Source organism: Salinicola endophyticus, from assembly GCF_040536835.1.
GTDB lineage: Bacteria > Pseudomonadota > Gammaproteobacteria > Pseudomonadales > Halomonadaceae > Salinicola > Salinicola endophyticus_A.
In genome coordinates, this window is the sequence record NZ_CP159578.1 from 495,109 (window position 1) to 520,773 (window position 25,665).

The 25,665-nt window shown below is 62.6% G+C and carries 29 protein-coding genes; 28 read left to right on the forward strand and 1 reads right to left on the reverse strand.

The features are described from left to right. The first annotated feature begins 26 nt into the window (after positions 1–26). The 24 genes from ABV408_RS02350 to ABV408_RS02465 all read left to right on the forward strand — a co-directional run bounded on the left by ABV408_RS02350 (position 27) and on the right by ABV408_RS02465 (position 21,879). Positions 27–647: a type 4 pilus major pilin gene (locus ABV408_RS02350; RefSeq protein WP_353980879.1), complete on the forward strand. Its 621-nt coding sequence runs from the start codon at positions 27–29 to the stop codon at positions 645–647. A gap of 5 nt (positions 648–652) precedes the next feature. Next, positions 653–1,591, forward strand: a complete 939-nt coding sequence (locus ABV408_RS02355) for an ATPase, T2SS/T4P/T4SS family (RefSeq protein ID WP_353980880.1) — start codon at positions 653–655, stop codon at positions 1,589–1,591. A 50-nt stretch (positions 1,592–1,641) separates the two neighbouring features. Beyond that, positions 1,642–2,940: a shufflon system plasmid conjugative transfer pilus tip adhesin PilV gene (gene pilV / locus ABV408_RS02360; RefSeq protein WP_353980881.1), complete on the forward strand. Its 1,299-nt coding sequence runs from the start codon at positions 1,642–1,644 to the stop codon at positions 2,938–2,940. Between the two features lie 3 nt (positions 2,941–2,943). Beyond that, the gene (gene pilM / locus ABV408_RS02365; RefSeq protein WP_353980882.1) at positions 2,944–3,408 is read left to right on the forward strand and encodes a type IV pilus biogenesis protein PilM; all 465 of its coding nucleotides are present in this window, start codon (positions 2,944–2,946) and stop codon (positions 3,406–3,408) included. Next, entirely contained in the window at positions 3,398–4,123 is a 726-nt protein-coding gene (locus tag ABV408_RS02370; RefSeq protein WP_353980883.1) for an A24 family peptidase, read from the forward strand. Before pilM ends, ABV408_RS02370 begins: the two co-directional genes overlap by 11 nt. Positions 4,124–4,446: 323 nt before the next feature. Further along, on the forward strand, positions 4,447–4,968 hold the full coding sequence (locus tag ABV408_RS02375) for a hypothetical protein (protein ID WP_353980884.1): 522 nt from the start codon (positions 4,447–4,449) through the stop codon (positions 4,966–4,968). 9 nt (positions 4,969–4,977) lie between these two features. Further along, a complete protein-coding gene (locus tag ABV408_RS02380; RefSeq protein WP_353980885.1) occupies positions 4,978–5,691 on the forward strand; it encodes a TIGR03759 family integrating conjugative element protein in 714 nt (237 codons plus the stop codon). 231 nt (positions 5,692–5,922) lie between these two features. Next, positions 5,923–6,468, forward strand: a complete 546-nt coding sequence (locus ABV408_RS02385) for a hypothetical protein (RefSeq protein ID WP_353980886.1) — start codon at positions 5,923–5,925, stop codon at positions 6,466–6,468. 19 nt (positions 6,469–6,487) lie between these two features. After that, positions 6,488–7,060, forward strand: coding sequence for an integrating conjugative element protein (locus ABV408_RS02390; RefSeq protein ID WP_353980887.1), 573 nt, complete (start codon positions 6,488–6,490; stop codon positions 7,058–7,060). Next, positions 7,057–9,087, forward strand: coding sequence for a PcfJ domain-containing protein (locus ABV408_RS02395; protein ID WP_353980888.1), 2,031 nt, complete (start codon positions 7,057–7,059; stop codon positions 9,085–9,087). The genes ABV408_RS02390 and ABV408_RS02395 overlap by 4 nt, the downstream gene beginning before the upstream one ends. Next, positions 9,084–11,273 (forward strand): type IV conjugative transfer system coupling protein TraD, encoded by a 2,190-nt coding sequence (gene traD, locus ABV408_RS02400; protein WP_353980889.1) that lies wholly within the window; start codon positions 9,084–9,086, stop codon positions 11,271–11,273. The genes ABV408_RS02395 and traD overlap by 4 nt, the downstream gene beginning before the upstream one ends. Then, positions 11,260–11,964 carry a TIGR03747 family integrating conjugative element membrane protein gene (locus ABV408_RS02405; protein ID WP_353980890.1) on the forward strand — a complete coding sequence of 235 codons (705 nt, stop codon included), beginning with the start codon at positions 11,260–11,262 and terminating at the stop codon, positions 11,962–11,964. The genes traD and ABV408_RS02405 overlap by 14 nt, the downstream gene beginning before the upstream one ends. A 155-nt stretch (positions 11,965–12,119) precedes the next feature. After that, positions 12,120–12,467, forward strand: coding sequence for an RAQPRD family integrative conjugative element protein (locus ABV408_RS02410; protein WP_353980891.1), 348 nt, complete (start codon positions 12,120–12,122; stop codon positions 12,465–12,467). A gap of 3 nt (positions 12,468–12,470) precedes the next feature. Further along, a complete protein-coding gene (locus tag ABV408_RS02415; protein ID WP_353980892.1) occupies positions 12,471–12,701 on the forward strand; it encodes a TIGR03758 family integrating conjugative element protein in 231 nt (76 codons plus the stop codon). A gap of 75 nt (positions 12,702–12,776) precedes the next feature. Continuing rightward, entirely contained in the window at positions 12,777–13,133 is a 357-nt protein-coding gene (locus ABV408_RS02420) for a DUF2976 domain-containing protein (protein WP_353980893.1), read from the forward strand. Between the two features lie 13 nt (positions 13,134–13,146). Further along, entirely contained in the window at positions 13,147–13,539 is a 393-nt protein-coding gene (locus ABV408_RS02425; RefSeq protein WP_353980894.1) for a TIGR03750 family conjugal transfer protein, read from the forward strand. Beyond that, entirely contained in the window at positions 13,536–14,225 is a 690-nt protein-coding gene (locus tag ABV408_RS02430) for a PFL_4703 family integrating conjugative element protein (RefSeq protein WP_353980895.1), read from the forward strand. The genes ABV408_RS02425 and ABV408_RS02430 overlap by 4 nt, the downstream gene beginning before the upstream one ends. Further along, positions 14,222–15,091, forward strand: a complete 870-nt coding sequence (locus tag ABV408_RS02435) for a TIGR03749 family integrating conjugative element protein (protein ID WP_353980896.1) — start codon at positions 14,222–14,224, stop codon at positions 15,089–15,091. Before ABV408_RS02430 ends, ABV408_RS02435 begins: the two co-directional genes overlap by 4 nt. After that, positions 15,088–16,554: a TIGR03752 family integrating conjugative element protein gene (locus tag ABV408_RS02440; protein ID WP_353980897.1), complete on the forward strand. Its 1,467-nt coding sequence runs from the start codon at positions 15,088–15,090 to the stop codon at positions 16,552–16,554. The genes ABV408_RS02435 and ABV408_RS02440 overlap by 4 nt, the downstream gene beginning before the upstream one ends. 10 nt (positions 16,555–16,564) lie before the next feature. Next, positions 16,565–17,011, forward strand: coding sequence for a TIGR03751 family conjugal transfer lipoprotein (locus ABV408_RS02445; protein WP_353980898.1), 447 nt, complete (start codon positions 16,565–16,567; stop codon positions 17,009–17,011). Further along, positions 17,011–19,929 (forward strand): conjugative transfer ATPase, encoded by a 2,919-nt coding sequence (locus ABV408_RS02450; protein WP_353980899.1) that lies wholly within the window; start codon positions 17,011–17,013, stop codon positions 19,927–19,929. Before ABV408_RS02445 ends, ABV408_RS02450 begins: the two co-directional genes overlap by 1 nt. Then, a complete protein-coding gene (locus ABV408_RS02455; RefSeq protein WP_353980900.1) occupies positions 19,926–20,486 on the forward strand; it encodes a DUF2726 domain-containing protein in 561 nt (186 codons plus the stop codon). The genes ABV408_RS02450 and ABV408_RS02455 overlap by 4 nt, the downstream gene beginning before the upstream one ends. Continuing rightward, the gene (locus ABV408_RS02460) at positions 20,483–21,127 is read left to right on the forward strand and encodes a hypothetical protein (RefSeq protein ID WP_353980901.1); all 645 of its coding nucleotides are present in this window, start codon (positions 20,483–20,485) and stop codon (positions 21,125–21,127) included. Before ABV408_RS02455 ends, ABV408_RS02460 begins: the two co-directional genes overlap by 4 nt. After that, the gene (locus ABV408_RS02465; protein ID WP_353980902.1) at positions 21,124–21,879 is read left to right on the forward strand and encodes a DsbC family protein; all 756 of its coding nucleotides are present in this window, start codon (positions 21,124–21,126) and stop codon (positions 21,877–21,879) included. Before ABV408_RS02460 ends, ABV408_RS02465 begins: the two co-directional genes overlap by 4 nt. A gap of 30 nt (positions 21,880–21,909) precedes the next feature. On the opposite strand, the gene ABV408_RS02470 is transcribed toward ABV408_RS02465, so the two are convergent. Next, complete coding sequence (locus ABV408_RS02470; RefSeq protein WP_353980903.1) at positions 21,910–22,332, reverse strand: hypothetical protein; 423 nt, start codon at positions 22,330–22,332, stop codon at positions 21,910–21,912. 151 nt (positions 22,333–22,483) lie between these two features. On the opposite strand from ABV408_RS02470, the gene ABV408_RS02475 reads away from it, so the two are divergent. The 4 genes from ABV408_RS02475 to ABV408_RS02490 are packed head-to-tail and all read left to right on the forward strand — an operon-like array spanning position 22,484 to position 25,665. Then, positions 22,484–22,909, forward strand: coding sequence for a TIGR03757 family integrating conjugative element protein (locus ABV408_RS02475; RefSeq protein ID WP_353980904.1), 426 nt, complete (start codon positions 22,484–22,486; stop codon positions 22,907–22,909). After that, positions 22,906–23,859 carry a TIGR03756 family integrating conjugative element protein gene (locus tag ABV408_RS02480; protein ID WP_353980905.1) on the forward strand — a complete coding sequence of 318 codons (954 nt, stop codon included), beginning with the start codon at positions 22,906–22,908 and terminating at the stop codon, positions 23,857–23,859. The genes ABV408_RS02475 and ABV408_RS02480 overlap by 4 nt, the downstream gene beginning before the upstream one ends. 4 nt (positions 23,860–23,863) lie before the next feature. Then, positions 23,864–25,300 carry a hypothetical protein gene (locus ABV408_RS02485; RefSeq protein WP_353980906.1) on the forward strand — a complete coding sequence of 479 codons (1,437 nt, stop codon included), beginning with the start codon at positions 23,864–23,866 and terminating at the stop codon, positions 25,298–25,300. A gap of 11 nt (positions 25,301–25,311) precedes the next feature. Then, on the forward strand, positions 25,312–25,665 hold the full coding sequence (locus ABV408_RS02490) for a hypothetical protein (protein WP_353980907.1): 354 nt from the start codon (positions 25,312–25,314) through the stop codon (positions 25,663–25,665).

Consider the following 25,665-nt stretch of genomic DNA (forward strand, 5'->3'; position numbering starts at 1 on the left):
CGACCATCCAGACTGGAGAACATAACATGATTTCTGCAACAGATACCTTTGTCACTCATCAGTCAGTAGATGAGAGTGAGTTGGGCGGGCCTGTAAGGCGACGCCAGCGAGGCGCCATGGCGGTTGGCGAGATGGTGATTTATTTGATCGTTTTCATCGTGTTTAGCGCATTGGCCACATGGGCTGGTTCTTATCTCATCGCTCGTGGTGATGCCTCAATGGCAACCAGTAATGCTCAGGCTCTGCTGTCATCGGCGCCTCAATTTCGTGGAGTAGGTGGTTATGGCAACGGCAGCCTGCTGCCGTCACTCGACATCGCCGGAGCTATTCCCTCAACGATGACCTACGACAAGGAGACGGATCAGCTGACCAATAACTGGAATGGCATGGTTCAGCTCCAAGGTAAAGATGCAGGTTATGCACTGCTTTATACCAATGTCCCTCAAGATGCCTGCATTACCATGGCACAGAACGTCAATCTCGATAAAAAGATCGATCTGATGGTAAATCAAACAGGCTCGGGAAGTGGGGCTAAGGGTGGGTCAATGACTCGGTCCGAGGCTACATCCAAGTGCAACAAGGATTACAACACGCTGCTGTGGCGCACTAACGTCAGCAGCTTTAATAATCAGGGGCTTCCACGGTAACCCTGATGAACGCAAATCAGCGTGAACAGCTCGCCGAGCTGGCGTTTCGGGATCTCTATCTGGCTGAGGACTGGATCGATATCCGTACGCTCGACACGCTCAAGCGCGAGGCCGTGACCAAGAACCACGCGAGTCACGGGGCGTTGAGGGCGCTCTACCAGATGTGCCACGGGCAATATCAGGCGCAGGGGCCGGAATTCGCACTGGATATGGCGACGCATTCCTATCGGGTCACGGTCCTGGAATCGATCGGTGGCGGCAGCCCGATTTTCGTGCTGCGCCGGCGCGAGGTTTCGATTCGCGACTTCGAGCAACTGCCGATTCCCCGGCCGGTGAAGGAGCGCGTCCTCGAGTTGCAGCGAGGCCTGATCTTGATTGTCGGCAGTAGCGGGCACGGCAAGACGTCGACGCTGGTGTCGCTCCTGGCTCGGCGGCTATCCCTTCACGGGGACATCGCGCTCGCGGTCGAGGATCCGACCGAGACACTGCTCGATGGCCTGCACGAGTCGGGGCGATGCATACAGATCGCGACGTCCCGTGACGTGGGATACCGCGAGCCACTGCTTCGGGCGCTGCGCGCGGGGATCGACCAGATCATGGTGGGTGAGATCCGCGACAGCGAGACGGCGCGCCAGGTAGTCGAGGCCTCAATCAACGGCCATCTCATCCTCTCGACGCTCCATGCCGGAACGCCGGCAGATGCCGTCGAGCGCCTGGCAACGCTGACGGCGAACGACCGTGCGTATCGACTGCTGGCCGAGGGGCTAGGGGTTGTCGCGCATCAACGGCTATCGATCGATGGTGGTGGGCAGGTGCAGGTGTCGTTCAAAACTCTGGTGATCGACGACAAGGTCAAACAGCTCATCCGTGCCGAGCGCATCGGCGATTTGATGAACGAAGTCGATCGCCAGGCGCAGCAGTATCGGCTGGGAGGGGGGGCGTGATGATAACCATACGATCACAGGTGAGTTCGGTACGACGGCAGCGTGGCTCGATGGTGATGGAAGCCATTGTGGTGCTGGCCATCATGGCGGCTATGTCGCCCATCTTCATCCAGTTTCAGCAGCGCGCGACTGACGCCAGGGATGCACAGGTTGTCGGCGCCGAACTGAAGCGCGTTGCCGAAGGATCGCAGCGCTATATCCAGGACAATCTGGCACTTCTACAGCAACGCACCAAGTCGGGGCCGGTCACGATCTCTCACGACATGCTAGTGCGGTCCGGCTATCTCGACGCTTCCTCGCCAGCGAAGAACAGCTACAACCAGAGCTATGCAATCAAGGTGATTCGTGACGGTGGTGGCAATGACAACCTGCGTGCGTTGGTCACGACGACGGGAGGGCAGACGTTGCCCTACAGCGTGATGCGCTCCGCGGCGCAGGAATCCGGTGCCGCGGGCGGGGTGATTGCCGATGATGACACGAGGAAGGCGCGCAGTGTCTCCGGCAGCTGGGAGGAGACGCTCTCCCGCTATCAGCTCGACCCGGGCGGTGGGCACCTAGCCAGCGTGATGCTGTTCACGCGAGGGGCTCTCGATCCCAACTATCTCTATCGTGTGCCGGTGCCGGGACGCCCCGATCTCAACGAGATGCGTGCCGATCTGGACATGACAGACCACGACATCAAGGAGGCCGACAAGATATCCGCGAAGCAGTTCGTTACCGCGGGTAACAGCGGCTGGTATGCCCAGAAATGGGGCGGTGGCTGGCACATGAGCGACCACGATTGGATCCGCGCTACGGGGAACAAGGGAGTGGTAACAGGGGGGACCGTCCAGGGTGGCTATCTGTTGGCGAGCACGACGCAGAACCCGGGGGCAGGGTGTGAGCCCAACGGACTGATCGGCCGACAATCCGACGGGTCGCTACTCAGCTGCGTTAGCGGGAAATGGAGCAAGGTGGGGGGCGCCGGCTTTGGGCACTGGCGGCACCCGGGACGGTATCAGCGAGGTGGGAACAGCTACTACGCGGAGACTGCGCCGAGCGATGGCATCGTCATGGTGATTGGCCAGAGTTCGGGTAGTGAGGCCTGGGTGCAGCGAGGTGGAAAATCAAATGTCCAGATGGGCCCCTATGCAAAAAACCCGCCTGGCACTGATCGCAACGCTATACGCTTTGTCGGTGCCGAGGTGGATGGACAATGCACAAGTACGCGCAGCGGTGGGCACAGCGATGGGGCGTGCGATAGCTCTCGCGCCGGCAACAGTGGCACGGTGACTTTCGGCGTGCGTAAGGGTGACTGGTATTTCGTCACCCACGGCAGCGACGTATGGTTTCTGCCCTTGGGAGCCTAGCGCATGTCGGGGACCATCTTCGCAGCCATTGCCGTCGTGGTCGTGATGCTCACGCTTTCGCAGAGCCGTGTCGACGACGCCAGTCTCGCCATGGATCGCAGCGATCGGCAACGCTATGCCTTCCAGCTCGCCGAGGCGTCGGCGCTGACCTGGGAGTGGGCCGACAAGCGTGGCTGGGCTGACCAAGCCCCCACATCTACACAATCTCTCCCCTGGCCGCGGGGCTTCGAGAATGCACCGGGCATGACGTTCATGGTTTCGAGCGGCGTGGCCTACACCTGGTCATCTGAGTCCGGGATCTTGAGCGCGCTGATGCATCAGCTCGATGATCGCCGCGGTGTGGGCTATGCAAGCCAGGGATGGCTGCGTAGCCCTTACACGACCACCACCTTAGCGATTCCCGACGACATTCCGGAGGGCAGTGTCGTGGTCATCAACTTCGGACCGGGGATAACACATGGTCGGTGAGATGACGATCTGGCTCTACGCCTGTGCCTTGCTGTTGGGATTGCAAGGCGGGGCGGCGGCCAGCCGGCTCGCCGATTGGCTCGCCGGCGCGCTGGAGCGGCGCTGGGTCCGTGAAGCCTGCGACGTGTTAGGCACTGATCCCGCCGCGGAGCTGAGCCATCTCAAACCGGTAGCCCGAGATCGCGGCAGTCTGGGCATGGCTGCTGGCCTCTTCACCGCGGCCATGCTGCTGGCTCTGCTGGCGCCGCTCGGACGCTCGATATCGGCCTTCTGGCCGGGCTTTGCCGTCCTCGGCTGGACCTCCTTGGTGATCGTGCTGATCGACTGCCGCTATCGACTGATCCCCTATGCCCTGAGCGGCCTGGTTGGCCTCATGGGCCTGATGTTGCATTCAACGGTGGCGAGTTGGGTGCCACTCGCGCATAGCGTCTGGGGCGGGCTGCTGGGGCTCTCGCTTTGGGCAGTAGGGCAACTGCGCCGAGATCATATCGGTGAAGGGGATACAGCCTTGCTCGCCGCCTGGGGCTGCTGGGTCGGCGTCTGGGGCGTCGCCATCGTAGTGTGGGGCGCCATGGTCGCGGGACTGCTTCAGCTGCTCTGGCTCCGCTGGGTTAAGCGTCACGGCATTCGGGAGGGCATACCCTTCGCCCCGGCTATCACGGTGGCCGGTTGGGCCGTCTTGGCTGGCCAGTTGACCCACGGCTTGCCGACATAAATCTCGCTCGATGGATTTAACGTTTCCCGTCGCCCGATGCTGAGCCATTAGGCACCGTAACCAGCATCATTCAGGGCTCATGCGAGGCCACCATGCGCGATGACCAAGACCCCGCTGATGCGACTGTGAGCGGGGAGAACCCAACAGAATATGCCCGCGGTGGTACTCGGAAGCGGAGGTTCACTCGCACGCGCTCGCTCATGGTTGCTGGAGCCCTACTGGTCGCAATAGTGGTGGGATGTTTCGCGTTGTTTGCTCCTGGTAGTGGGGCTCGGTCATCAATCGAGTCCGCGCTTCAGTCTCTCAGCGAGCGCCTCTCACAGGTGCAGCTCGACATCCAATCACTGGATACCGATCGCGATAAAGCGCAGGCACAACAGGCCGCGCAGAAGGACAGAGTCGACGATCTTGCCTCTCGTCTGCAGACGCTCGAGACCTGGCAGAAGCAACAGGCGGTGCTCGACATTCCCGGCCAAGTCGAAGCACTGAGCAGTCGAATTCAAAGCCTGTCCGACTCCACGGATGTGAGATTCAGTGCGGCGCAGGAGAAGCAGCAGACTCTCGAATCGCAGATCGAGAAGGTGCGTAAGCAGCGTGTGAGCCGAAAGCCGACAGCGAGTCGCCAGAAGCCATCGCCACCGTCACCGACGTTCGACATCACTGGCCTCGAGCAGCGGGGTGGCCGGCCTTATCTTGTGGTGGCGCTGGGAAAGAGCCAGCGGCTGAGTGACCTGACGTTGGTCGGCGAAGGGCAGGCCGTTGGCGGCTGGATGCTGTCGTCGATCGACGGTCGCTCAGCCGCTTTCACGGTCAGCGGGAAGACCGTCGTACTTCCGATCCCCTAGGAGCTTCGCATGAACCCGATCCCTCGCCCTGCTTTCTGGCTGACGGTCTGTCTGCTTGTCGCATCTCCCCTGGCGATCGCGCAGCAGGAGAGCCAATCGACCCAAGAGACGCAGACGGTGATTGGTCATAGTCAGCAGCAGGCGGCGCAGGCCTGGGGACTGAGTCAGAAAGAGTACGAGCGCTACCAGAGCATCATGAAGGGCCCGCGCGGTACTTGGTCGCCCAACCTGGATCCGCTGACCGCCTTGGGTCTGGAAGCGCGCTCCGATGCTGAGCGGCAGAAATACGCCGAGCAGTTGGTCAAGACCGAGCGGGCGCGCGTTGAGTCCGAGCTGGCGTTTCAGCGGGCATACGATGCCGCCTGGAAGCGGTTGTACCCCGGCGACATGCCGGTGAATGCCTTCTCCTCGAAACAGGAAGCCGATAAGACGCGCTCGGTCTTCGGTGACAGTCCGTCAACGAGCAGCCAGCGGCTCGATGTGGTAGTCGCCACGCAGGGGTGCCCTCGCTGCGTGGCGGTCGTCAAGCGCCTCATCAATACCGGTAGCGCAATGAATATTTGGGTCGTCGATGCGAAGGGCAATGACGACCGGATCCGGCGCTGGGCGACGTCGATCGGGATTCCGCCCGGTGAGGTCCGTTCTGGTCATGTGACGCTCAACCACGGTGATGCGTTGCAGGTAGATCCTAGCGAGCTGCCACGTGTGGCACCGAGGGGCTGAAACATGGGCTGCCGGAGAGAAGTCAGCAGGCTCGTTAGAGGCGGTTATCTCTTTGCCATCTGGGCACTGGCCGCAACGCCAGCTTCAGCGGGGGGAGCGGCGGTACCGCCGGCGTATATTGTCGCCGCGGAGCGGCACGGCGTCCCTCCGGAGATGCTCTACGCGGTAGCCAGCGCCGAGTCAGTCGTTCGTCTCGGTGCTGGTCGGCGCCCATGGCCGTGGACGCTCAACGTGGCCGGTAAGGCGCTGCACTTCAAAGAGCGGTCATCGGCGTGTCGCGCGCTGCGCGATGCGCTGCATGAGACCCAGATCGTAGATGTCGGCATCGCCCAGCTCAACGTTCGCTGGCAGCCGCAGCTTTTCGGTCCTGGTCAGCGCTTCGCGGATCCCTGCGATGGCCTGAACCCTTACGCCAATCTCGACGAGGCGGCAGGGCTGATTCGGCGCTACTTCGATGAGTCAGGCGACTGGCTCATCGCCGCCGGGCGCTATCACCGGCCCGCGGGCGGGGCGCCCGCAGCACGCTATCGCGCTGTGGTGCGTCGGGAACTCGCGCTACTCGGTGCCGGCCATTTGCCGGGCTCGGCGCTGGCCCGAGATGGGATTAGCGAATCGGCGAGTGGTGAGAGGTTGGCCGCTAATCAACCTTCAGAGACGCCCATCGAGCCCATCACCTGGGTGACACCGACACCCCGACCCGATACGCCGGCGCCGGCTGACGTGACATGGGTGACGCCGGCAAAGCGTCCCTGGACGGCCGAAGTGGCTCACCGCTGAGCGGTAAAGGAGATCCGTCATGACGTACCCGCGCAACATCCTGGTTTTGACCCTGCTTCTCGCAGTTGCCCTGACCTCCGCAGCAGAGGCCCAAGAGTCTGCGAAGCGGCCCCAAGGGTTGCCTCAGCTGACGGTAGTCGCGGATCACGGTGGCATTTCGGCGCGCCCTTACTATGTGGCGATCAACGGCGCGGGTGTCGACGAAGGTGACGGGTTCTCTGCGCAGCCCAGTCAAGGTGCCCGCTCGTCGCCACCCTTTTCCGAGCAGGACATGCTGCCGATCGCCAGCGCGCGGCTGACCCCGGGGCATGTGCAGCCTCGGCAGCTTCATCTGCCGGGGGGCTTTACCCCGATATTCCTGGTTGGAGACGACGATCTATCGCGTCGATGGCTGGCCCAGCGCGGCGACGTTCTCCGCAAGGCTCATGCCGTGGGGTTGGTCGTTCAGGTCGAGACGGAGGCAGGCCTGCAGGCGCTACGCCAGGCCGCGGAGGGGCTGGAGCTTCGTCCGGTTTCAGGTGACGGGTTGGCTCAGCGCCTGGGCCTGCATCACTACCCCGTGCTGATCAGTGAACGCGGCATCGAGCAATGAGTAAGGATCTCGTCATGGCTTCATCACTAACCGACAAGGATTCGCTGGTTGCTTCAGTCGAGCGGTGCTTCCGACGCTATAAGCGCAGTGCCACCCGACGAGAGAAGGCGGTCGAGCTGATGTGGTCTCGCACTACGCAACTGATGGTGACTTGGCTGGTCGAGACCAATGTGACTCGCCTGATCCGGCGGGAAACGACCCGGCGTGGTGAAACCGACCACATCCTCCTGGGACTGTGGAAGATCCGACACACGATGTCGGGAGAGACACGCACCTATCGACTCGACTTGGCGAGTGGTCGCTGGCGACGTGATCGATATCTGGACCGCTGGCCAGAGCTGAAACTGTTGCCTGTGCCAGCGGAAGGAGTGCTGGCTTTCACCTGGGAAAGTCTCATCGAATACGTCTTCCATGAAATCTTTCGGCAAGCATCGAAGGCACTCAGGTTGCCTACATCCAAGTACGACTATCTCAATCGGGAGCTAGTTCGACGCTGGGAGCGAAGCGATCTGTCGAAGACCTGTTTGATACTCGCCAACGACCAATCGTTGGAGCAGGAGTTGCTGTCGGATGTCAGGTACCCCATGGAAGTCGATTTCTGCGAAAGCTGCGCTCAGTGGTGGGATGAGCAGGGAGCCCTACCGGAAGACGGGCTCAACTACGAGCCGAGAGGGGGCGAGCATTGCCACGAGTGCGCAGAGAACGAGAAACGCAAGGCAGATTACCAACGTACGGCGACGAAGCGGCTGGCCACGCTACAAGCGCAGTTTGGCGGTATTCGGGCCTTGAACCTGGGCGGTGGGCGATCCTATGCGCAGCTCAGGACACTGGGCGGCTATCGCGTCAAGGCGTTGACCACCGGCCTGTGGCGTGAGGCACTGGATCGCCAGGCGATCTCCCTGGCATCACGAATCGAGGGGCCGCGTGCGTGCCTTTCGCTGAAGCACGTGCTGCGCGTTCAGGCCAACCTCAACGCGGTGGAGCGTATCGCTACCGAAAGACCGCAATGGTTGCCGCTGCTGTCGAAGATCCATCCCCACAACTGGGCGCGCGCCGATCTTTTCTCGCGCAAGCTATGGGTACTACAGGGCGAGACCCAAACGCTTGTCGATCGTCGAGCCTTCCGCCCGCTTGGGGTGATATGCAGCTTGGAGCGTCGGAGTAGCTTTCGTTTCCTCAACGACTCTTCACCGGCCGCCGTGGCTCTCGTGCTGAAGGGGTGGGAACAGCTAGACGAGCATTTTGGTGGTGCCCGACGGTACATCGATGAGTGGATATCTTTCCTGCAGGCGCTGACGCCATCGGAAGATCCGCGGCCGGCAGCAAGAATACTGGCTATCAATGCAGGTCTGATTCTGTTGAAGAAGAACTTTGGGGCTGGCCCAGGCCTCGAGGTGTTGAAGGAGCCCGCCGTCAGGAGGCTAGGGCGTAGTTGGGTCACCAGTCGACTCATCGTCTGGAAAGATCAGGGCTATCGCGAGCTAATGCGCTCCAAACCTCGCGCCGAGGCTAGGCTTGAGCAGGCCAGCGACTGGTGCGGGTCACAGAACTACCGCTGGCCAGATCACAACATGCATTGGGCTGCAGTGATGCGCCACGCCGATACTTGGCACGAGCAGGTACTGGAGGAAGCTGGCAGGCGGGCACGGGAGTGTGAGGGTGAGCCCAGGTCTCAAGATCTCTCCTGGTCGTCGCCGATCGATGCAATCCAAACTGACCATTTCATCGCAACACCCCTGACCGATAGCGCGGCTCTGCGTACAGAGGGCGCCGTGATGCACCACTGTGTCAGCGTCTATGACGAGGACTGCCGTCTCGGCGGGTATCTGGTTTTCTCGATCGTACCCATCGCCGCCGACGCCGAGAAGTCGGACCGCGCGACGCTTGGGGTTCATCTCGGTCTTGGAGGATACCGGCTCAACCAGCTCTGCAGTTATTGCAACCTTCCTGCGTCCAGGAGCGCTCGAACGTTCGCCGATCGGGTACTGCTGGCACTCAATAGCGCTATTAGGGACCGAGCCGCATGAGTAGCAATCACCCGCTCGAGTCACTTCTGCGTCCGGCCGTAGAGCTCAACACGGTTTGTGTGTGCGCCGGTTGCGCCGTGCTCTGTCTCTGGGCGCCGTGGTCCCTGGCGCTGACGCCGAGTGTCGGCATCAGTACCGCCGTGGGGTTTGCGGGCCTGGGCCTGTGGCGCGCCAGGCAAGCCTGGGTCGTCCTGCGCTACCGTCGCAACATGCGGCGTCTGCCTCGTTTCGCGCTGCCAGCGCGTAAGGTGCCGTTGAGCCGCCGCAGTCTGTGGCTGGGCAAGGGGTTCAAGTGGGGTGCCCAGCATACCCAGCGCTTGCACGAGTCGGCCCAGCCCGGCGCGAAGCGATACATCGAGCCGAGCCCTATTTACCAGCGAGCGAGAATCATCGAGCGGCGACTCGAGGGGGGTATTGGTCGGTCCATCGCTGCGCTGCTGCGCTGGGACTCGGTGCTGAACCCCGTGCGGCCTCTGCCGCCGGTGGGTGGCCGGCCGGCCCTGCACGCCGTCGAGTGGCTGGAGCACGACGTGTGGATGCCGCTGGGCGAGCGCGTGGGGCACACGCTTGTCGAAGGGACGACGCGGGTGGGCAAGACGCGCCTGGCCGAGATCTTGATTACTCAGGATATTCGCCGCGGCGATATCACGATCTGCTTCGACCCAAAGGGGGATGCGGACCTGATGCTGCGCATGTATGCCGAGGCGCAAAAGGCTGGCCGGGGGGACGAGTTCTACATTTTCCATCTGGGCTGGCCAGATGTGTCCTGTCGCTACAATGCGGTGGGCCGATTCTCTCGGCTCTCTGAGGTGTCGACCCGCGTGACCGGTCAGCTCTCGGGAGAGGGCAACTCCGCGGCGTTTCGTCAGTTCGCTTGGCGCTTCGTCAATATCGTCGCGCGCGCGAGGCACGCCCTCGGCGAGCGGCCGAGCTATGGTCAGATCCTGGCCGACGTTGTGAATATCGATGCGCTCTTGATGCAGTACGTCCAGGCGACGCTGGAGCAACGGATGCCCGGGGCGAATCAACAGATCACCGAGATCGAGGGCAAGCTCAACGACCGCAACATGCCGCGCAACATGGTGGGGCGGCACAAGCGGGTGGTGGCGATCGTCCAGTATCTGCAGCAGCCCGATGTGATCGAGTCGCTGACCGACCCGGTGCTCGACGGATTGCTCAGCGCCGTGCGCTACGACAAGACGTACTTCGACAAGATCGTGGCCAGTTTGCTACCGCTGCTCGAGAAGCTGACCAGCGGCAAGATCGCTGAGCTGCTCTCTCCGGATTATGACGACATCGAGGACGAGCGCCCGATCATCGATTGGCAGCAGATCATTCGCAAGAAGGGGGTGGTCTACGTCGGCCTCGATGCGCTGAGCGATTTTGAGGTCGCCCAGGCCGTTGGCAATTCGATGTTCGCCGACATCGTGTCGGTCGCCGGTCACATCTACAAGTTCGGATCCGAGGATGGCCTTCCCGGGCAGGGCGGGAGCCAGAAACTGCCGATCAACCTGCACTGCGACGAGTTCAACGAGCTGATGGGCGATGAGTTCATCCCGCTGATAAACAAGGGCGGCGGTGCCGGCATCCAGGTGACCGCTTACACCCAGACGCTCTCTGACATCGAGGCCAGAATCGGCTCAACCGCCAAGGCCGGGCAGGTGATCGGCAACTTCAACAACCTGATCATGCTGCGAGTCCGTGAAGAGCGCACCGCGCGCCTGCTCACCGATCAGCTCCCGCGGGTCAACGTTTCGACGCGGATGATGGTGTCCATGGCCAGTGACAACGCCGACGTCAATTCCGATCAGGACTTCAGCTCGTCGGCCGGTGACCGTATCGGCACCGAGTCCGTCGATATGCTGACGCCGAATGACGTTGTCAGCCTACCCAAGGGGCAGGCGTTCGCATTGCTGGAAGGCGGGCAGCTATGGAAGATCCGCATGCCGCTGCCACTGCCTGATCGGCGCGAGGATGTACCGCGAGACGTTGCGGATATCGCTAAGCGCATGCGCGCCAAGTATTCGAGCGGGGACGCCTGGTGGGAGAGTGTTCGCCCGCCGCCCATCGATTTCGACTTCGAGCTGCCCCCGATCGACCCCCGTGCCGCTGCTCAGCCAGTAGCTTCTCTGTCGGTAGAGGTCGGCGAGCCAGCCGAAGGAGCGAGGGACGATGGCGAGGGATGAGGCCCCCGCGCGTCGCGCGGATAAGAAGCGGGCGGGGCTTATCGGTACGCTGCTCAAGCTGCCGTTCACGCTGATCTGGATCGTCTTCATCTCGATCATCTGCAGCGTTGTGATCGAGTGGGTCGGCATTTACTTCGACTGGTTCAGCGCCCCGGGCTCTCAGCACGCTTACCAGACCATGACTTCCGAGATGGGGTACCTGGATAGCCAGTTCTCGCGCTCCCTGGTCGTCTCGTCACCGGTGGCGTTCGCCACGATGGTGGTGGACACCGCGTACCAGTGGCTGTTCGTCAAATCCGGCATCGCCCACTGGGTCGAGCAGGGGGCGGGGGAGATGGGGTGGCTGGGTGCGCTCAAGACCTATGCGCAGGCGGCGATCTACGTGACACTGATGACGCTGACCCGCTGTGTCATCCTGGTTCTGACGGCGCCGCTGTTCATTCTGGCTGCCATCGTTGGCTTCACCGATGGCCTGGTCAGCCGGGATCTGCGGCGCTTCGGCGCCGGCCGTGAGTCGGCCTTCGTCTATCACCATGCCAAGCGAATGGTGACCCCTATCTTCCTGACCGGCTGGCTGATCTACCTGTCGCTGCCGTTCTCGATTCACCCCAGTCTCTTCCTGCTCCCCTGTGCCTTGGTGTTCGGCTTGATGATCGCGATCGCCACCGCGAGCTTCAAGAAATATCTCTGAGGCCTCTGCTTCCTACCCCCCTTTGCCCCCGCCTCGCGGGGGATTTTTTTGTCCAAGGAATGCCGCAGATATCGACTTAACGTTTCCGGCTGATTCAGCGGATTCGACCGGCGACCATGCCTGCATGTCGGGTCAACGCCTCTCGGGGTTCAACCATGCTGGATCGCCACCTTTCTCCTCGCCTGATCGCGATCGCCGGGTCCGCTTTGGCCATCGCCTTGCCGTCCATGGCGCAGGCCGATGACATCGATGAGATCCAGCGACGCGATCTCTCACTGATCCAGACCCAAATCGAGCAGATCCGTGTCGTGGTCGACCGCATCGCCGACCGACAGCGCCATGCAGATCCGGCCACGACACGGATCTACTTCGACATCCCCCGTCTGAGGGCAGACCTGCTGGCGATCACGCGGGGGATCGATACCTATCTAGCACCCAGTCGATCGCTACCTCGCGATCCCCAGCCGCTAGCCGGCGACTACCTCGACGACCGGGGGCAATGAGCCATGGCTGGTGCGACAGAAGCCGCGTTTCAAGCCGGTGCAGGAGTCGGCGCCGATACCGTCAATGTGCTGGTCACCAGCGTCGGCTGCAGCTTGGCCGTCATCTGGTTGGTCTGGCTAGTCATCAGTGCGTTTCGCGGTTGGACAACGGGGCGTGTGAGCGAATTTACCCTGTTCTGGAGCCTCATTCGGGGGGCGATGGTGTTGGTGATTCTGCTTTGGCTGCTGCTTTGAAGCAGCGAGATCGTCGGTGATGTGACTGCGTGCTATCGCACGAATTTATGCAAACGAGAGAGGAGAAAGTCAGCAATGAAAACCCGGATCGCAAAGCGGTTTGGCCAGGTAAGGCATGCACTGGCGAGCCTTCTCCTTTTGCCCTCGGTCGCGGCCATGGGGGCGCTGCCAACGCAGGAGAAAATCACGGAGGGGGCCGATGGCAATCTCTTCGGAACGATTAAAAAGGTGGGCTCCGAAGGCTTCAGTCTCGGTTATATCGGTTTGACGGCCTTCGCGATCATCGTCTTCATCGTCGCCCTGATCTGGGGCTTCCATGAGTCGAAGAAACGCGGCGAGTGGAGCACGCTCGGCGCCGTCGTCGCCTTTGGTGTTCTGATGGTCGTCATCGTCATCTGGCTTGCCAATTACGGCGATCCGATCATGAGCTGAGGGTGGGGCGACTGTGACTATCGAGTTCATTCCAACACGCCTCAATGCCACCCCGATCGTCTTCCGGGGAATGACCGGCAAGGAGGTGGTGATCTGCACGTTATCGGGCCTTGCCGCCTTTCTACCCGTAGGGCTCTTGGGGTGGGCGCTTGTCGGGATGGGCGCCATGGTACCGACGTGCATGATCATCGGGGGCGGCGTGTTCCTGGGTTTTGGCGGCAGCATCATGCGCCGACTCCGGCGGGGGCGCCCCTCGGCTTGGCTCTATCGGCGCCTGCAGTGGCAGCTGGAAAAGGTCGGCATCCCGGTGCCTGGTGGGGGGGAACTGATACAGCAGTCGATCCGCTGGCGCATCCGCCGCGATCCCGTGCGACGCTCTTCTCACCAGCGCCGGAGGCAACCATGAGCCGCATGCGTCACGCACTGTCGGCACGGGATGCCCATATTACGACCCTGCGGCTCGTGATCGGTTTGCTCGCGCTGCTCTGCCTGTGCTTTTTCTGGGGGTGGAAGAGCGCGCCGGAGCGCCTCACCGTCTATACCCCGCCCGACCTGCGCACGGGGAGCACGCGGGAGTGGTGGAAGGTGCCTGAGCCCAACGTCTACACCTTCGCGATCTACGTCTGGCAGACCCTCAACCGGTGGCCGGTGAGCGGCGAGGCGGACTACAAGCGCAATATCGATGCCTATCGCAACTTTCTGACGCCGGCCTGCGTGAGTTACCTGCAGCGTGACTACGCTCAGCGTCGCGCGCGAGGAGAGCTGAAGGGGCGAGTGCGCGGCATCTACGAAATCCCTGGACGTGGGTTCCAGAACGATACCCCCACCGGACCTGGGGGCGTCAAAGTCATCGACCGTGATCATTGGGTGGTGACCGCGGACATGGGCGTGAGCGAGACCTATGCCGGCACGACGGTCAGAGATACCTACGTGCGCTATCCGCTCTACGTCTCACGCGTCGACAACGATCCCAATGCGAACCCCTGGGGGCTGCAGATTGGCTCCAGCGAAGGCTGTTTCTCTGGCGTACCTCAGCGACTGGGCTATGCGGACTCAAGCGATACCGCTACCGGCGAGGGGGCGACGCCATGACGGGTTCCATTGCACTTCGGACTCTCGTTTTCTGCCTGCTACTCGGCATGGCTGCATCGGCAAACGCGATCGAAATTCTGCACTGGGATCGCCAGCCGTTGCCCATCGATCTGCCCGTCGGCAGCGAGCGGGTCATCGTGCTGGATCGCAACGTCCGGGTGGGGTTGCCGCGCGAGATCGCTGATCCCGAGACCTTGCGAGTGCAGAGCGCGGGTGGGGCGATCTATCTCAAGGCGAGCAAGCCATTCGACACGCAGCGAGTACGCATCCAAGACGTTGAAACCAACGAAGTCGTGTTGATTGACCTGACTGCCAAGCCGTCCGGTGCCAGTGACGAAGAGATCCGCATCGTCTTTCCTAACGAAAGCGCGGGTGGCAGGGGGGATACCGCGGCAACGGACGCCGAGGAGGAGGAGTCTACGCAGGCCAGTGAGCCAGCGCGCGAGAATACCCCGGTTGCGGTCGTGTTGACGCGCTATGCGGCGCAGTCTCTCTATGCGCCCGAGCGGGCGATCGAGGCCGTTTCAGGGGTCGACCGTGTGGCGATGCGTTTGCCCGAGCGACTGCCATCTTTACTGCCTGCGCTGCCGGTAACCGCGGCGCCGATCGCCGCCTGGAAGCTGCAGGGCTGGGTCGTGACCGCGGTGCGGCTCTCGAATCGTGACTCGTCGCGCGCGTTCGAACTGGATCCGCGCTGGCTGCAGGGCGACCTCTACAGTGCGACTTTCATGCACGACACGCTGGGCCCGCGCGGCAGCCTGAGGGACACCACCACGGCGTTCATCGTGACGCGGGGGCAATCGCTCGCACAGGCCCTTCCGTTGTCCGCCCTGGCGTCCAAGCGAGTGGTGGGAGGGGAGCCATGATACTGCGCGGCAATGGCTTGCTGAAGTTCCTTGTTCCGGCCGTTCTGTGCGGGGTGGCATTGATCCTGTTCTGGCCAAGCTCGAAAGATGCCACCCGGCGCGACACGACGGGCCAGAAGGACCCCTCGCTCACGATGAGCAAGGATGAAATGAAGGCACTGGGTATCGAGGGTGACACCCCTGAAGACACCGTGGCCACGCTCGTCGGACAGACGCGCTCGATGGAAGCGAAGATGGATGAGGTGATTCAGGAGAATCAGGCGCTGCGACAGCAGAACAGCGAGCTCGTCGCGAAGCGCAGCGACGTCCAGTCGCAAGTACAGCAAGCACTTAAGCAGCAGCAGGAGCGCTTTACCCAGCAACGCCAGCAGGACCAGCAGCAGAACCAGAGTTTGCTCGAGAGTCTGCAGAGCCAGATCCACAAGATTCAAAGTGGTGTCACCGGCAGTCAGAGCAAAGATGACGTACCGATCGGGCTAGGCCTGGAGGGCGGCGGAGGCCCTACCGGGACCTATGCGGGTCAGGCCCTCGCCTGGGTCGAGCCCATGGATCAGCGCCAGCCCGACCCGCGCTCCGGAGGGCGCCGGGATGATGAACCGCTCTTCCCGACCTCGTTCGCTGCCGAGGCAGGCGATACGGTCACGCGGGCCGGCAGCGCGATCAAGGCGAGTGCCACCGGGCGCCCGGACGAGTCCACGGTGAAGCCGGTCTACACCATTCCCGAAAACGCCACGTTGATGGGCTCGCTAGCGATGACAGCACTGCTCGGTCGTGTCCCGGTCGATGGGACGGTCAACGACCCCTATCCCTTTAAAGTCATGATCGGCAAGGACAACCTCACCGCCAACGGCATTGAACTGCCGGAAGTGCAGGCGGCGATTGCCAGCGGCACCGCCACGGGCGATTGGACCCTCTCGTGTGTCCGCGGAAACATCACCAGTCTCACCTTCGTGTTCGAAGACGGCACGATTCGCACCGTGCCGTCACCGGAAGACGTGAATCAGGGGGGCGGCGATTCCGGCCAGCAGAGCCAGACTATCGGCGGTGGCAATGCCATCGGCTGGATCAGTGACCAGGCAGGTATTCCCTGTATCAGTGGCGTGCGTCGCAGTAACGCCAAGCAGTATCTCGGCACCCAGAGTCTGCTGACGGCTGCCGGCGCCGGGGCGGCGACCATGCTCTCGGATGATGATTCGACCTCGGTTACCTCCATCGGCACCGATGGTGGCGTCACCCAGGCGATGACCGGCAACCAGGCCGTGGGGCAGATCCTCAGCCAGGGCGTCAACGACATGAGCCAGTGGGTCAACAAACTCTACGGCGAGGCCTTCGCCGCCGTGTACGTGCCCCCGGGGAAGAAGGTGGCGATCCACATCAACAAGCAGTTGCCCATCGACTACGAGACCCAGGGGAGGAAGGTGCGCTATGACACATCAGCCGCAACGACAGTCGGGCTCGACTGACCATCGGTCGATGCCACGTGCAGCGGTCGCCACCCTCACGCTGCTCGGTCTGGGACTGCTATCGGGCTGTGCCACCTCCAAGGATGAGTTGATGCCGACCAACGGCATGACCATGCAGCAACTCTGGGAGCAGGGATCCACGCTCGACGGTGCTAGTCACCGTACCGGCAGCCCGGGGCAGCGTGCGGTGGATGCGGCGCGCAGTGCGCTGCGGCGCCCGCTCGGTGACGACGCGATGCGCGGCCAGCAGGAGAGCTACACCCGCGACGCTGCCAACGAGATCCATAGCCAGTTCTCCCGGCTGCCGAACCCGGATCTGGTGATGTTCGTCTATCCCCACCTTGCCGGAGGGGAGAGCGTCCCGGTGCCAGGCTATTCGACCGTCTTCCCCCTATACAACACGGCGCAGTACGCGATGCCCGGAGAGGGGGCTCGACCCGTGGGGAGAACGCGCTGATGTCGTTCAATGCGCTGATGAACCGCTGGTTCGGTGGTAGCGAGCAGCCTGGTAGCGGCGAGCAGCAGTCGGCGCCGGGGAGTGTGCGTCCGCGCGCGATACCGCGTGGCAAACCGATAACCGAGCGTGACATCGACGAGCTTTACAAGCGAGCTCCGTCTTTCGCCAACTACCTGCCGTTCATCGAGTATCTGCCAGAGTCGCAGAGCTTTCTGATGGATGACTGTCGCTCGGTGGGAATCGTCGCCGAGATCGTGCCGCTGGCCACGGAAGGCCGCTCGGAGGAGTGGCTCACCGCCAAACGCGACCTCATCGAGGGGGCATTCCAGGATGCCCTGCCTCAGCATGACCATTCCCCGTGGGTGGCGCAGATCTACGCCCAGGACGAAGTGGACTATCGCGAGATCATGGCGCAGTTGCGAGCCTACATCGACTGTCCCGATCCGGGCTCGAATCGGGCGTCGAGTGGGCTGCTCGAGACGACCTACACCCAGGAGTGGCTGCAGCAGTTCGAGCGCCATCTCAAGTCGATTTCCCAGGAAGGCGGCGTCTTCCATGATGACGTCGTGACGCAGACACGTTGGAAGGGCCAGACCCGCCGGACCCGGCTGGTGCTCTACCGGCGCCTCAACCGGCAGACCCAGACGCGGCGGGGGCAGCCGCTATCGCCGGAGGAGGAGGCTAACCTGGTCTACGACCGGCTGGCATCGGCTCTGGACGGCGTGGGTCTCTCGCTGCGTCGCTATGATGGTCGCGCTTTCCACCGCTGGATGGTGGCCTGGCTCAACCCCCGCCCCGCACTGTCAGCTGACGACCCCCAGGCGTTCTACGAGATGGTGGAGTACCCCGGCGATGCGCACCTGCCCTATGACTACGATTTGGGTGCTGACGTGCTGTTCAACGCGCCGGAGTCCGATGCCGAGAAGGGGCTGTGGTACTTCGACGGCCTGCCGCATCGCTGCCTCGTCGTCGATGAGCTTCGCCGGTGCCCGGACATTGGCCATATCACTGGTGAGGTCAAGCGCCAGGGCGAGCAGTCCAAGGTGTCGAATGCGCTGATGGATGTCCTGCCCGAGGGCACGATCATGGCGATGACGATCGTCGCCTCGCCGCAGGAGCCCCTCGAGGATCACGTCAACCGGCTCAAGGACAAGGCCCACGGCGACAGCGTACTGGCCTCGAACGTGCGCAAGGACTGCGAAAAGGCCAAGGCCCTCATGGGGGAACGGCACTATCTGTACCAGTCGTCGCTCGTATTCTATGTCCGCGGCGACGATGAGAGCGATCTTCGCCAGCGGTGTCAGGCGTTGAGCACCAAGCTGTACCAGGCGAGCTTGAAACCCGTCGAGCCGGAAGATGAGGTCGCCTCGCTCAATACTTACCTGCGCTGGCTGCCGATGGCCTTCGACCCCGACAAGGACGCCCGCAACCGCTGGTATACCGCCTACAACTATGTCCAGCACCTGGCCAACCTGAGCCCGTTCTTCGGCCGCGCAAGAGGGACTGGTCGACCGGGGCTGACAGCGTTCAACCGCGGCGGTGAGACCCTTTCGTTCGATCCTTTCAACCTGCTCGATCGTGAGAAAAACGCCCATGCCTTCATCAGCGGGCCGACCGGCGCGGGCAAGTCGGCAACGCTGACCGCCATCTGTGCCCAGCTCATGGCGGTGCGCCGGCCGAAGCTGTTCCTTATCGAGGTCGGAAACAGCTTCGGGCTGCTCGCCGACTATTTCGAGCGCAACGGCTTGAGCGTCAACAAGGTCAAGCTCGCGCCTGGCTCTGGGGTATCCCTGGCGCCTTTTCTCGAAGCCCACCGGCTACTCGAGGACGAGTATGCACGTCGTCGCGCGGATGAGGATGCCGAAGCGCGTGCGCTGGGAGAGCATGACGACCGGATGCCGGCGCCGGTCGACGAGGAAGAAGAGAACCTCGACGAGGATAAGCGCGATCTGCTGGGTGAAATGGAAATCACCGCGCGCCTCATGATCACAGGGGGAGAAGAAGAGGAAGAACGGCGGTTTCGGCGCTCCGACCGGCGGATGGTGCGCGATGCCATCATGCGCGCTGCTCGCCTGACGTTCGAGCAGGAACGACCGTGCAAGGCCGAAGACGTGCGTGACGCCTTATTCGCTATCTCGAGCGATCCCGACGTTCATGAGGACACTCGACGCCGCGCCAACGAGATGGGCATGAATATCGGCCTGTTCTGTGACGGCTTCGATGGCGAGGTGTTCAACTCGGCCGGCGAGCCCTGGCCTGAATGCGATGTGACACTGGTCGACATTGCCACCTACGCCCGCGAGGGCTACGGCGCGCAACTCGCGCTCTCGGTCATCTCGATCACCAATATGATCACCAACCTGGCCGAGCGCACTCAGTACGACGGCCGTCACATCGTCCAGATTACTGACGAGAGCCACATCGTGACGGTCAACCCCTTGCTGTCCCCGTTTTTCGTCAAGGTCGGCAAGATGGGGCGCAAGCTCATGTACTGGCTCTGGTTCGCGACCCAGAACGTCGAGGATTTTCCCGACGCCGCGGAGAAGCTGCTGAACATGATCGAGTGGTGGATCTGTCTGGTGATGCCACCCGATGAGGTGCAGAAGATCAAGCGCTTCAAATCGCTGTCGCCGGCGCAGGAACAGCTGCTGCTGTCGGCGACGAAGATCTCGAAGAAGTACACCGAGGGCGTGGTGCTGGCTTCCACGGTCGAATCGCTGTTCCGTGTCGTGCAGCCGAGCCTCTACCTCGCTCTCTCTGGTACCGAGGGTGATGAGAAGAGCGCGAGGCGAAACATCATGCTAGAGAAGCGCTGCTCCGAACTCGATGCCGCTATTCACATCGCCAAGCAGATGGATGCTGCCCGCGGCTTTATCGAGGAAGACGCATACGACACCCGTGAAGGAGCCACGTCATGAGTGCCGGCGACTTCTCGGAGGTGGTGACACTGCTGAGTATCCCTGCGCTCTGTCTCGGGGGGCTCTGCCTGGGCTGGGTGATCATGATGCTGATCGGCCGCGGCCGGCGGTCGCTGCCCTACGCTGCGCAGCCGCAGCTCAACAGCGCGGCTGAGCAGGCCTTCCTCAGTGCGGTGAGCCGCGCCGTGGGCTCGGGCGCGATGATCGCCTGCAAGGTCCGCATCGCGGATGTGCTCCAGGTTCGCTTCCGTCAGCGTCACCCGCGCGATCAACGTTGGTGGCGGTACTTCCGGCTGATCAGTTCCAAGCACGTCGACATCGTGCTGTGCGAGCCACTGGGCGGGCGGATTCTCGCGGCGATAGAGCTAGATGATCGTAGCCACCTGCGCCGTGATCGCCGCCGGCGCGACCGCTTCGTGGATGACGCCTTCTCCTCCGCGGGCGTCCCGCTGCTGCGCTTCCCCGTTCAAGGGCGCTATGACTCCGAGGCGATTCGCGATCGCCTGAAGGCATCTCTGGGCACCTCACCGCTTCAGCTTGAAGGATCATCTGAATGACAACCAACAACGTCGTGGCGCTGGATGCACGCCGGTGCACACTTCACCTGCTGCCCGTGCTGCAGATCGACCCGTTCGACCAGGTTCTGGCCCAGAACATCTCGCTGTCCGTGACAGCGAGCTGGCGCGAGGTGCCGATCGTCCCCGAGCGTGGCTGGGCGATATGCCAGCCTTACCCCAACCCTCTCTACTTCGTTGGCGGCTCCGATGACTGCCGTCTGGGGCACTTCGTCGAGCTGCCCGAAGGGCTGACGGGCGGTGACGTGGTATTCCGCTGGACCGTCGAGGCTGCCGGTATGGCGCCGGGGCGCATCGAGATCACCCATCAATTCGACCTCACGTTCGATGCGGGGCCGGGCCGTACTTGGTCGATGGACATCGGCAACTGGTGGCAGCAGAGCGGCTACGCCGGGGACACCCACTCCACCCCTGAGATCGGCCGGAACCGCTTCTCGCGCCTCAGTCAGCGCGGAATCTCCCCGACTCGGCGCGCGCATGTGGTGGAGGTGCTGCGGGGAGGATGGCGGCTGGTCACGATCCATGAATCCCTGGCACTACCCGCGGTGACGCTGGAGGACTGCTGGACGGTGGCCACTTATGGCGGCGAGTCTGCGGTCAAGAGCCTGGAGGCCCTGAGATGAAAGCGATGCTGGCCAGCGTTCCGTTGCTGGCGCTTCTGGCGCCCATGCCTTTGCTCGCGGCTACTGTGGTCACGGACGCGAAGATCCCCCCCGCGCTGAAGGCGCTAGTGATCAACGGCAACTCGGTCACCCCCGACTCGGTTCGTCCCGTCGAGATCCAGGGGCCGCTCTATGAGGTCCGGCTGCCTAGTGGCGAGACCTTCTACAGCGATGCCCAGGGGCGGCGAATGATCGTCGGCACGCTCTACGACAACGCTCCCGATGGCCTCACCGATGTCACTGAGCAGCACAGCCGACAGGATCGTCTGGCACAGCTGAAGGCATTGCCGGCGGCAAGCACAGTAGATTTCCCTGCCCAGGGCGAGGAGGTGGGCCGAATCACCGTGTTCACTGACACAACGTGCCCCTACTGCCAGAAGCTGCATCAGGAGATCGATCAGCTGACGGCGGCCGGGGTCGCCGTGCGCTACGTGCCGTTCCCGCGCGCCGGCAGTCAGTCACCAGCCGCCCATCAGCTGGCTCAGGCCCTTTGCGCTGCATCACCCACCGACGCCATGGACCGCGCTTTCCAAGGCGAGACGCTGACGGACCAGCCCACACAGCGTTGCCAGAGTGCCGTCGAAGATGGTTTCCAGCTGGGGCAGCGTTTCGGGGTGAAGGGTACGCCCACGATCGTGCTGCCCGATGGTGAGATCGGGGAAGGCTACGTGCCAGCGGAGCAGTTGATTCAGGCAATTAACACTGCTCACTGATAGCTCGCGACCGGCGCTATGACAATGTCCTTATAGTGCCGCTTTCAAATTGATTGCCATGTTGACAAATCCCGCTAGAACTAAGGCTTCAGTGACTACCAGTGTTATCATCCCTATCATTATGTAACTTGGGTTTCTTATGAGATCCTGGAAGAAGTTTATGAGCCAGCCTGGTGTTTTAGCCGGCCTTGCTTCGAAGTGCGGTTTCAAGGTGTCAGGCATCGGGTTCGGTATAGTCTGTTTTGTAAATCTGTAGCTATTCACAAGCATTCCGATAAGGGCGAGAGTGAAAGTTATGGCTGCGGGTACTGTGATGAAGTATTGAGGGGACTGGATTAACACCAATAACCCCATGGCCATGAGGATCGACATGCTCAGGAAATTGTTCAGGAATGGCAGTAATCCATCAAAAAAACCTTCGAGAGAGATAATCTGGCGTTTGAGTTTCGGCATGTGGGTTCTCGCGGATTCATTAGGTGATCGAGCTAAAGGGTTCAGGGAGCGTCGCCGCGAAAAACCTATCAGATGCGTTTAACGTTCTCTACTGCCCGCCCAGCATGAACGCGGTACACCTGTCGTCTGATACCGCCGTGGAGACCCATCCATGTTCAGCGTCTGTCGGCCGCGACCACGCACCGCGCTGTTGTCACTCTGCCTGCTCGTCTGGAGCCATGCCGCCATCGCCGGCGTCGAGGTGTTCACCACCGCTGAGGAGCCTGTCGTCAATGTCCCAAGCGACGCCGCCGTCATCGAACTTGATGCCCCCGCGCGCCTGGATGCCCGTATCTCGCAAGACCTGCCGGCGGATCCGAAGCGGGCCGAGCAAATCCTCAAGGCACGCATGAGCAAGCCGGGGTGGCAGCAGACCCTTAAACAGTACGGCCAGCTCTATCAGGGGTTGGCCCGCGCCTGGATGCTGGGCGTAGAGAAGTTGCCCGCGGTGGTCGTCGACAGCCGCTATGTGGTGTACGGGCAAGCCGATGTGAGCGCGGCGCTACAGGAGATCCGGCAGGCGAGGGCAGGGCAGTGATCCGGGGACTTAAAGCCTTCGCGGGCGGTGTCACGCTCGCGCTGTTCGTGGCGCTGGCCAGCCTAACGCATGCGCCGCGGGCCGAGGCCATCACCACCCCAGAGATCATGGCCTCCTCGCTCAGCCCCTCGTGCCTGGACTACAAGGTGGTCGGCATCTGCGCCTGGCTCTACTGCTCGGTTTGGGGCTGTACCGTCCGCACGTCGATCCGGGTCAAGCACTACATCCCCGAGCTGGTCGTCAGCAGCTACGAGAACACCGGCGACAATCCCTGGCGTGAGATCGCGCTACTCTCTCCGCCGCTGGGGAACGCGCTGGGCGGTGGCTCGAGTCACGAGAACATCGCCCCACAGCATGCCAACACCCACTTCAAGAACGTCGATGCCATCGGACATCCCTCGAAGCTGTTCTACGAATTCGCCGGCGGCTTCGGCTTCATGTGCCACAGCAAAGCAGTGCCGTTCAATCCCTACTTCATCTCGACACTTGATGCGCTGGCGTGGCGCTCGGGTGTGCCCGAGATGGCTTATCCCGAGGCGCTGGTGCCGGGGATGCGTGAGATGGGAGCGCCCGGAGATCTGTGGAGCCCGATCTATCCGCGTAGCGGATTCGTCTCCCAGACCCACGACTACAAGGTCGCCGCGACCACGGCGCAGCGCGCCGCGGACATCGTGACGCGCTCAGGGCAGCCCCATGTCTACCAGTCGCTGGTCGCGCCTCAGTCGCCGAGCAAAGGCATCTGGGGGCCGGATCCGGTGAAAGAGGGAGACCGCTCGACACATCGTTGGCAGCGCCTGCAGCCGAACCTATCTATGTCCTGCTCGATCTTCCCTGATGGCTGGCAGAACGCTGCCCTGCAGCAGCCCGGTGATTACGTGTGGGCGCTCTGGCGGCCCTATCGTTGTTGCAAGCGCCGGGGCCAGAAACTGCTCTACTTCACCGGAGGCTAGCCCTATGAAGCACGCCGTTTTACCCCTGACACTCTCGGTGATGCTGGCCTTGCCGCTGGTCGCCCAAGCGCAGTCCGCAGACAGTCTGTATTACGACATCGGGGGCGCCTCACCCTTCGGCGCCTCGGCGGGGCTGAGCCATAGCCCGCGGCTAACCGGGCTGGGCGTGCGTTGGAACGTCGATGCCACCTGCGGCAACTTCGATCTGGGCTCCACCGTCAGCAACCAGCTCAACGGTGTCACCCAGGGCTTTCAGAACATGATGAGTCGGGTGGTCTCCAATGCCACCGGTGCAGTCGCCAGTCTGCCGGCGATGATCATTCAGCGCTCCAACCCAGCCCTCTACGACCTGCTGACCAATGGCGTCATGCAGGGCCGGCTCGACTTCGACAAATCGAAGCTCTCCTGCCAGCGCATGTCCGAGCAACTAGCCGACGCCACCCTTGGTGGGCGCATGCAGCAGGCTGCCGTCGCCGAAAACTGGAAGGACATCGCCGCCCGCAACACCGATGCGGTGTCCGCCGAAGCGCAAGCGGAGCGCCAAGCCGGCAACGCCGGCCGCACTTGGGTCGGTGGTCAAAAGCGCGGGGGCAGTGGCCAGGCGCCCATGCGGGTGGTCGAAGACACCGCCACGGCCGGTTACAACCTGCTCTACGGGCGTTCGGACCCCACCAGTGAAGCGCCTGTCTCCGGCGGCGGTGGCGGTTGGGGCTCGGTGGCTACCTCCGGCGGGGATTGGGTCGGCGGCGGTGGCATCGCCGGCGGATCCGGCGGAACGGGTGGTGGTATCGGCGGTCGTGGCCGCGACTGCCAGGGCGGCATGTGTACGGTCTGGGGCAGTCCCAAGGAAGCCGCCGAATGGACCCGCAAAGTAGTAGGGGACACCGAGCTTCGCTCCTGCGAGGGCTGCGAGAAGGCTGAGTCGGTTGCCGGTACCGGCCTCATCCGGGAGCTCGAGACGGAGCAGAACAAGATCCACCAGTCGTTGGTAGAGATGATCAACGGCGGCTCAATCACTCCGGCCAAGCTCAATGACGTCTCGGCGGGTAACGGTCTCGCGGTTTCCCGTGGCGTCATCGAGGCGTTGCGCAGCGATCCCCAGGCGCCACTGCTGGCCCAGCGCTTGGCTAGTGAGATGGCGCTTGCGCGCACTCTGACCAAAGCCATGTGGGCGCGCCGCGCGCTTATCGCCGGAACCAGCGACCCCGGCATCGAGAACAATGCGGAGGGGATGAGTGCTCTTGACCGCAAGATCGACGCCTTCAACCGGGACATCGAGCTGCTGCAGAGCGAGATGGACATCCGCAAATCGCTGGCCAGCAACGCAGCCAGCTCGGCGCTGCATCGCGCTGCCAACCGCGCGGCGGGATCCGTCCAGGACGAGTACACGTCACCGCGCAGCCAGCTCGGTGCAAACGGCGCCCCTGTCGACGGCAACTAAGGGAACAACCGATGACATTTCTCAAGCGCCATCCCCTGCTGATGGGCCTGCTGGGCCTCGTAGCGTCGTTCGTGCTCGCCGGCATCATCTCCTCTATCGGGGTGCGCCTGTTCGGCGGGTTTCAGGCCTACCGCGAGGCGCTGGATGACTACCGCCCAGTCATGCTGCTGTGGAGAGCACTGCTCTACGGCGCAGTGGCCTGTTTCTGGATCCGCTATGGGCGCCCACGCCTGCTGCGTAGCGTCGCTGACGATAAGGATGGCGGCGCACAGGCGCGCCTGCTGCTACGCAAGCTCGAGCGCATGGTGCTGATCGTCTTAGGGCTGATCGAAACCTACAACCTGATCACTTGGTGGGGGGGCTGA

Coding starts and splice junctions, on each gene's coding strand:
- ABV408_RS02370 (WP_353980883.1), top strand. CDS start 3,398: ATGGTCGGTGAGATGACGATCTGGCTCTACGCCTGTGCCTTGCTGTTG.
- ABV408_RS02490 (WP_353980907.1), top strand. CDS start 25,312: ATGACATTTCTCAAGCGCCATCCCCTGCTGATGGGCCTGCTGGGCCTC.
- ABV408_RS02395 (WP_353980888.1), top strand. CDS start 7,057: ATGAGTAAGGATCTCGTCATGGCTTCATCACTAACCGACAAGGATTCG.
- ABV408_RS02410 (WP_353980891.1), top strand. CDS start 12,120: ATGCTGGATCGCCACCTTTCTCCTCGCCTGATCGCGATCGCCGGGTCC.
- ABV408_RS02470 (WP_353980903.1), bottom strand. CDS start 22,332: ATGCCGAAACTCAAACGCCAGATTATCTCTCTCGAAGGTTTTTTTGAT.
- ABV408_RS02390 (WP_353980887.1), top strand. CDS start 6,488: ATGACGTACCCGCGCAACATCCTGGTTTTGACCCTGCTTCTCGCAGTT.
- ABV408_RS02485 (WP_353980906.1), top strand. CDS start 23,864: ATGAAGCACGCCGTTTTACCCCTGACACTCTCGGTGATGCTGGCCTTG.
- ABV408_RS02475 (WP_353980904.1), top strand. CDS start 22,484: ATGTTCAGCGTCTGTCGGCCGCGACCACGCACCGCGCTGTTGTCACTC.
- traD (WP_353980889.1), top strand. CDS start 9,084: ATGAGTAGCAATCACCCGCTCGAGTCACTTCTGCGTCCGGCCGTAGAG.
- ABV408_RS02380 (WP_353980885.1), top strand. CDS start 4,978: ATGAACCCGATCCCTCGCCCTGCTTTCTGGCTGACGGTCTGTCTGCTT.
- ABV408_RS02455 (WP_353980900.1), top strand. CDS start 19,926: ATGAGTGCCGGCGACTTCTCGGAGGTGGTGACACTGCTGAGTATCCCT.
- ABV408_RS02445 (WP_353980898.1), top strand. CDS start 16,565: ATGCCACGTGCAGCGGTCGCCACCCTCACGCTGCTCGGTCTGGGACTG.
- ABV408_RS02420 (WP_353980893.1), top strand. CDS start 12,777: ATGAAAACCCGGATCGCAAAGCGGTTTGGCCAGGTAAGGCATGCACTG.
- ABV408_RS02460 (WP_353980901.1), top strand. CDS start 20,483: ATGACAACCAACAACGTCGTGGCGCTGGATGCACGCCGGTGCACACTT.
- ABV408_RS02415 (WP_353980892.1), top strand. CDS start 12,471: ATGGCTGGTGCGACAGAAGCCGCGTTTCAAGCCGGTGCAGGAGTCGGC.
- ABV408_RS02405 (WP_353980890.1), top strand. CDS start 11,260: ATGGCGAGGGATGAGGCCCCCGCGCGTCGCGCGGATAAGAAGCGGGCG.
- ABV408_RS02450 (WP_353980899.1), top strand. CDS start 17,011: ATGTCGTTCAATGCGCTGATGAACCGCTGGTTCGGTGGTAGCGAGCAG.
- pilV (WP_353980881.1), top strand. CDS start 1,642: ATGGTGATGGAAGCCATTGTGGTGCTGGCCATCATGGCGGCTATGTCG.
- ABV408_RS02350 (WP_353980879.1), top strand. CDS start 27: ATGATTTCTGCAACAGATACCTTTGTCACTCATCAGTCAGTAGATGAG.
- ABV408_RS02465 (WP_353980902.1), top strand. CDS start 21,124: ATGAAAGCGATGCTGGCCAGCGTTCCGTTGCTGGCGCTTCTGGCGCCC.
- ABV408_RS02440 (WP_353980897.1), top strand. CDS start 15,088: ATGATACTGCGCGGCAATGGCTTGCTGAAGTTCCTTGTTCCGGCCGTT.
- pilM (WP_353980882.1), top strand. CDS start 2,944: ATGTCGGGGACCATCTTCGCAGCCATTGCCGTCGTGGTCGTGATGCTC.
- ABV408_RS02430 (WP_353980895.1), top strand. CDS start 13,536: ATGAGCCGCATGCGTCACGCACTGTCGGCACGGGATGCCCATATTACG.
- ABV408_RS02435 (WP_353980896.1), top strand. CDS start 14,222: ATGACGGGTTCCATTGCACTTCGGACTCTCGTTTTCTGCCTGCTACTC.
- ABV408_RS02355 (WP_353980880.1), top strand. CDS start 653: ATGAACGCAAATCAGCGTGAACAGCTCGCCGAGCTGGCGTTTCGGGAT.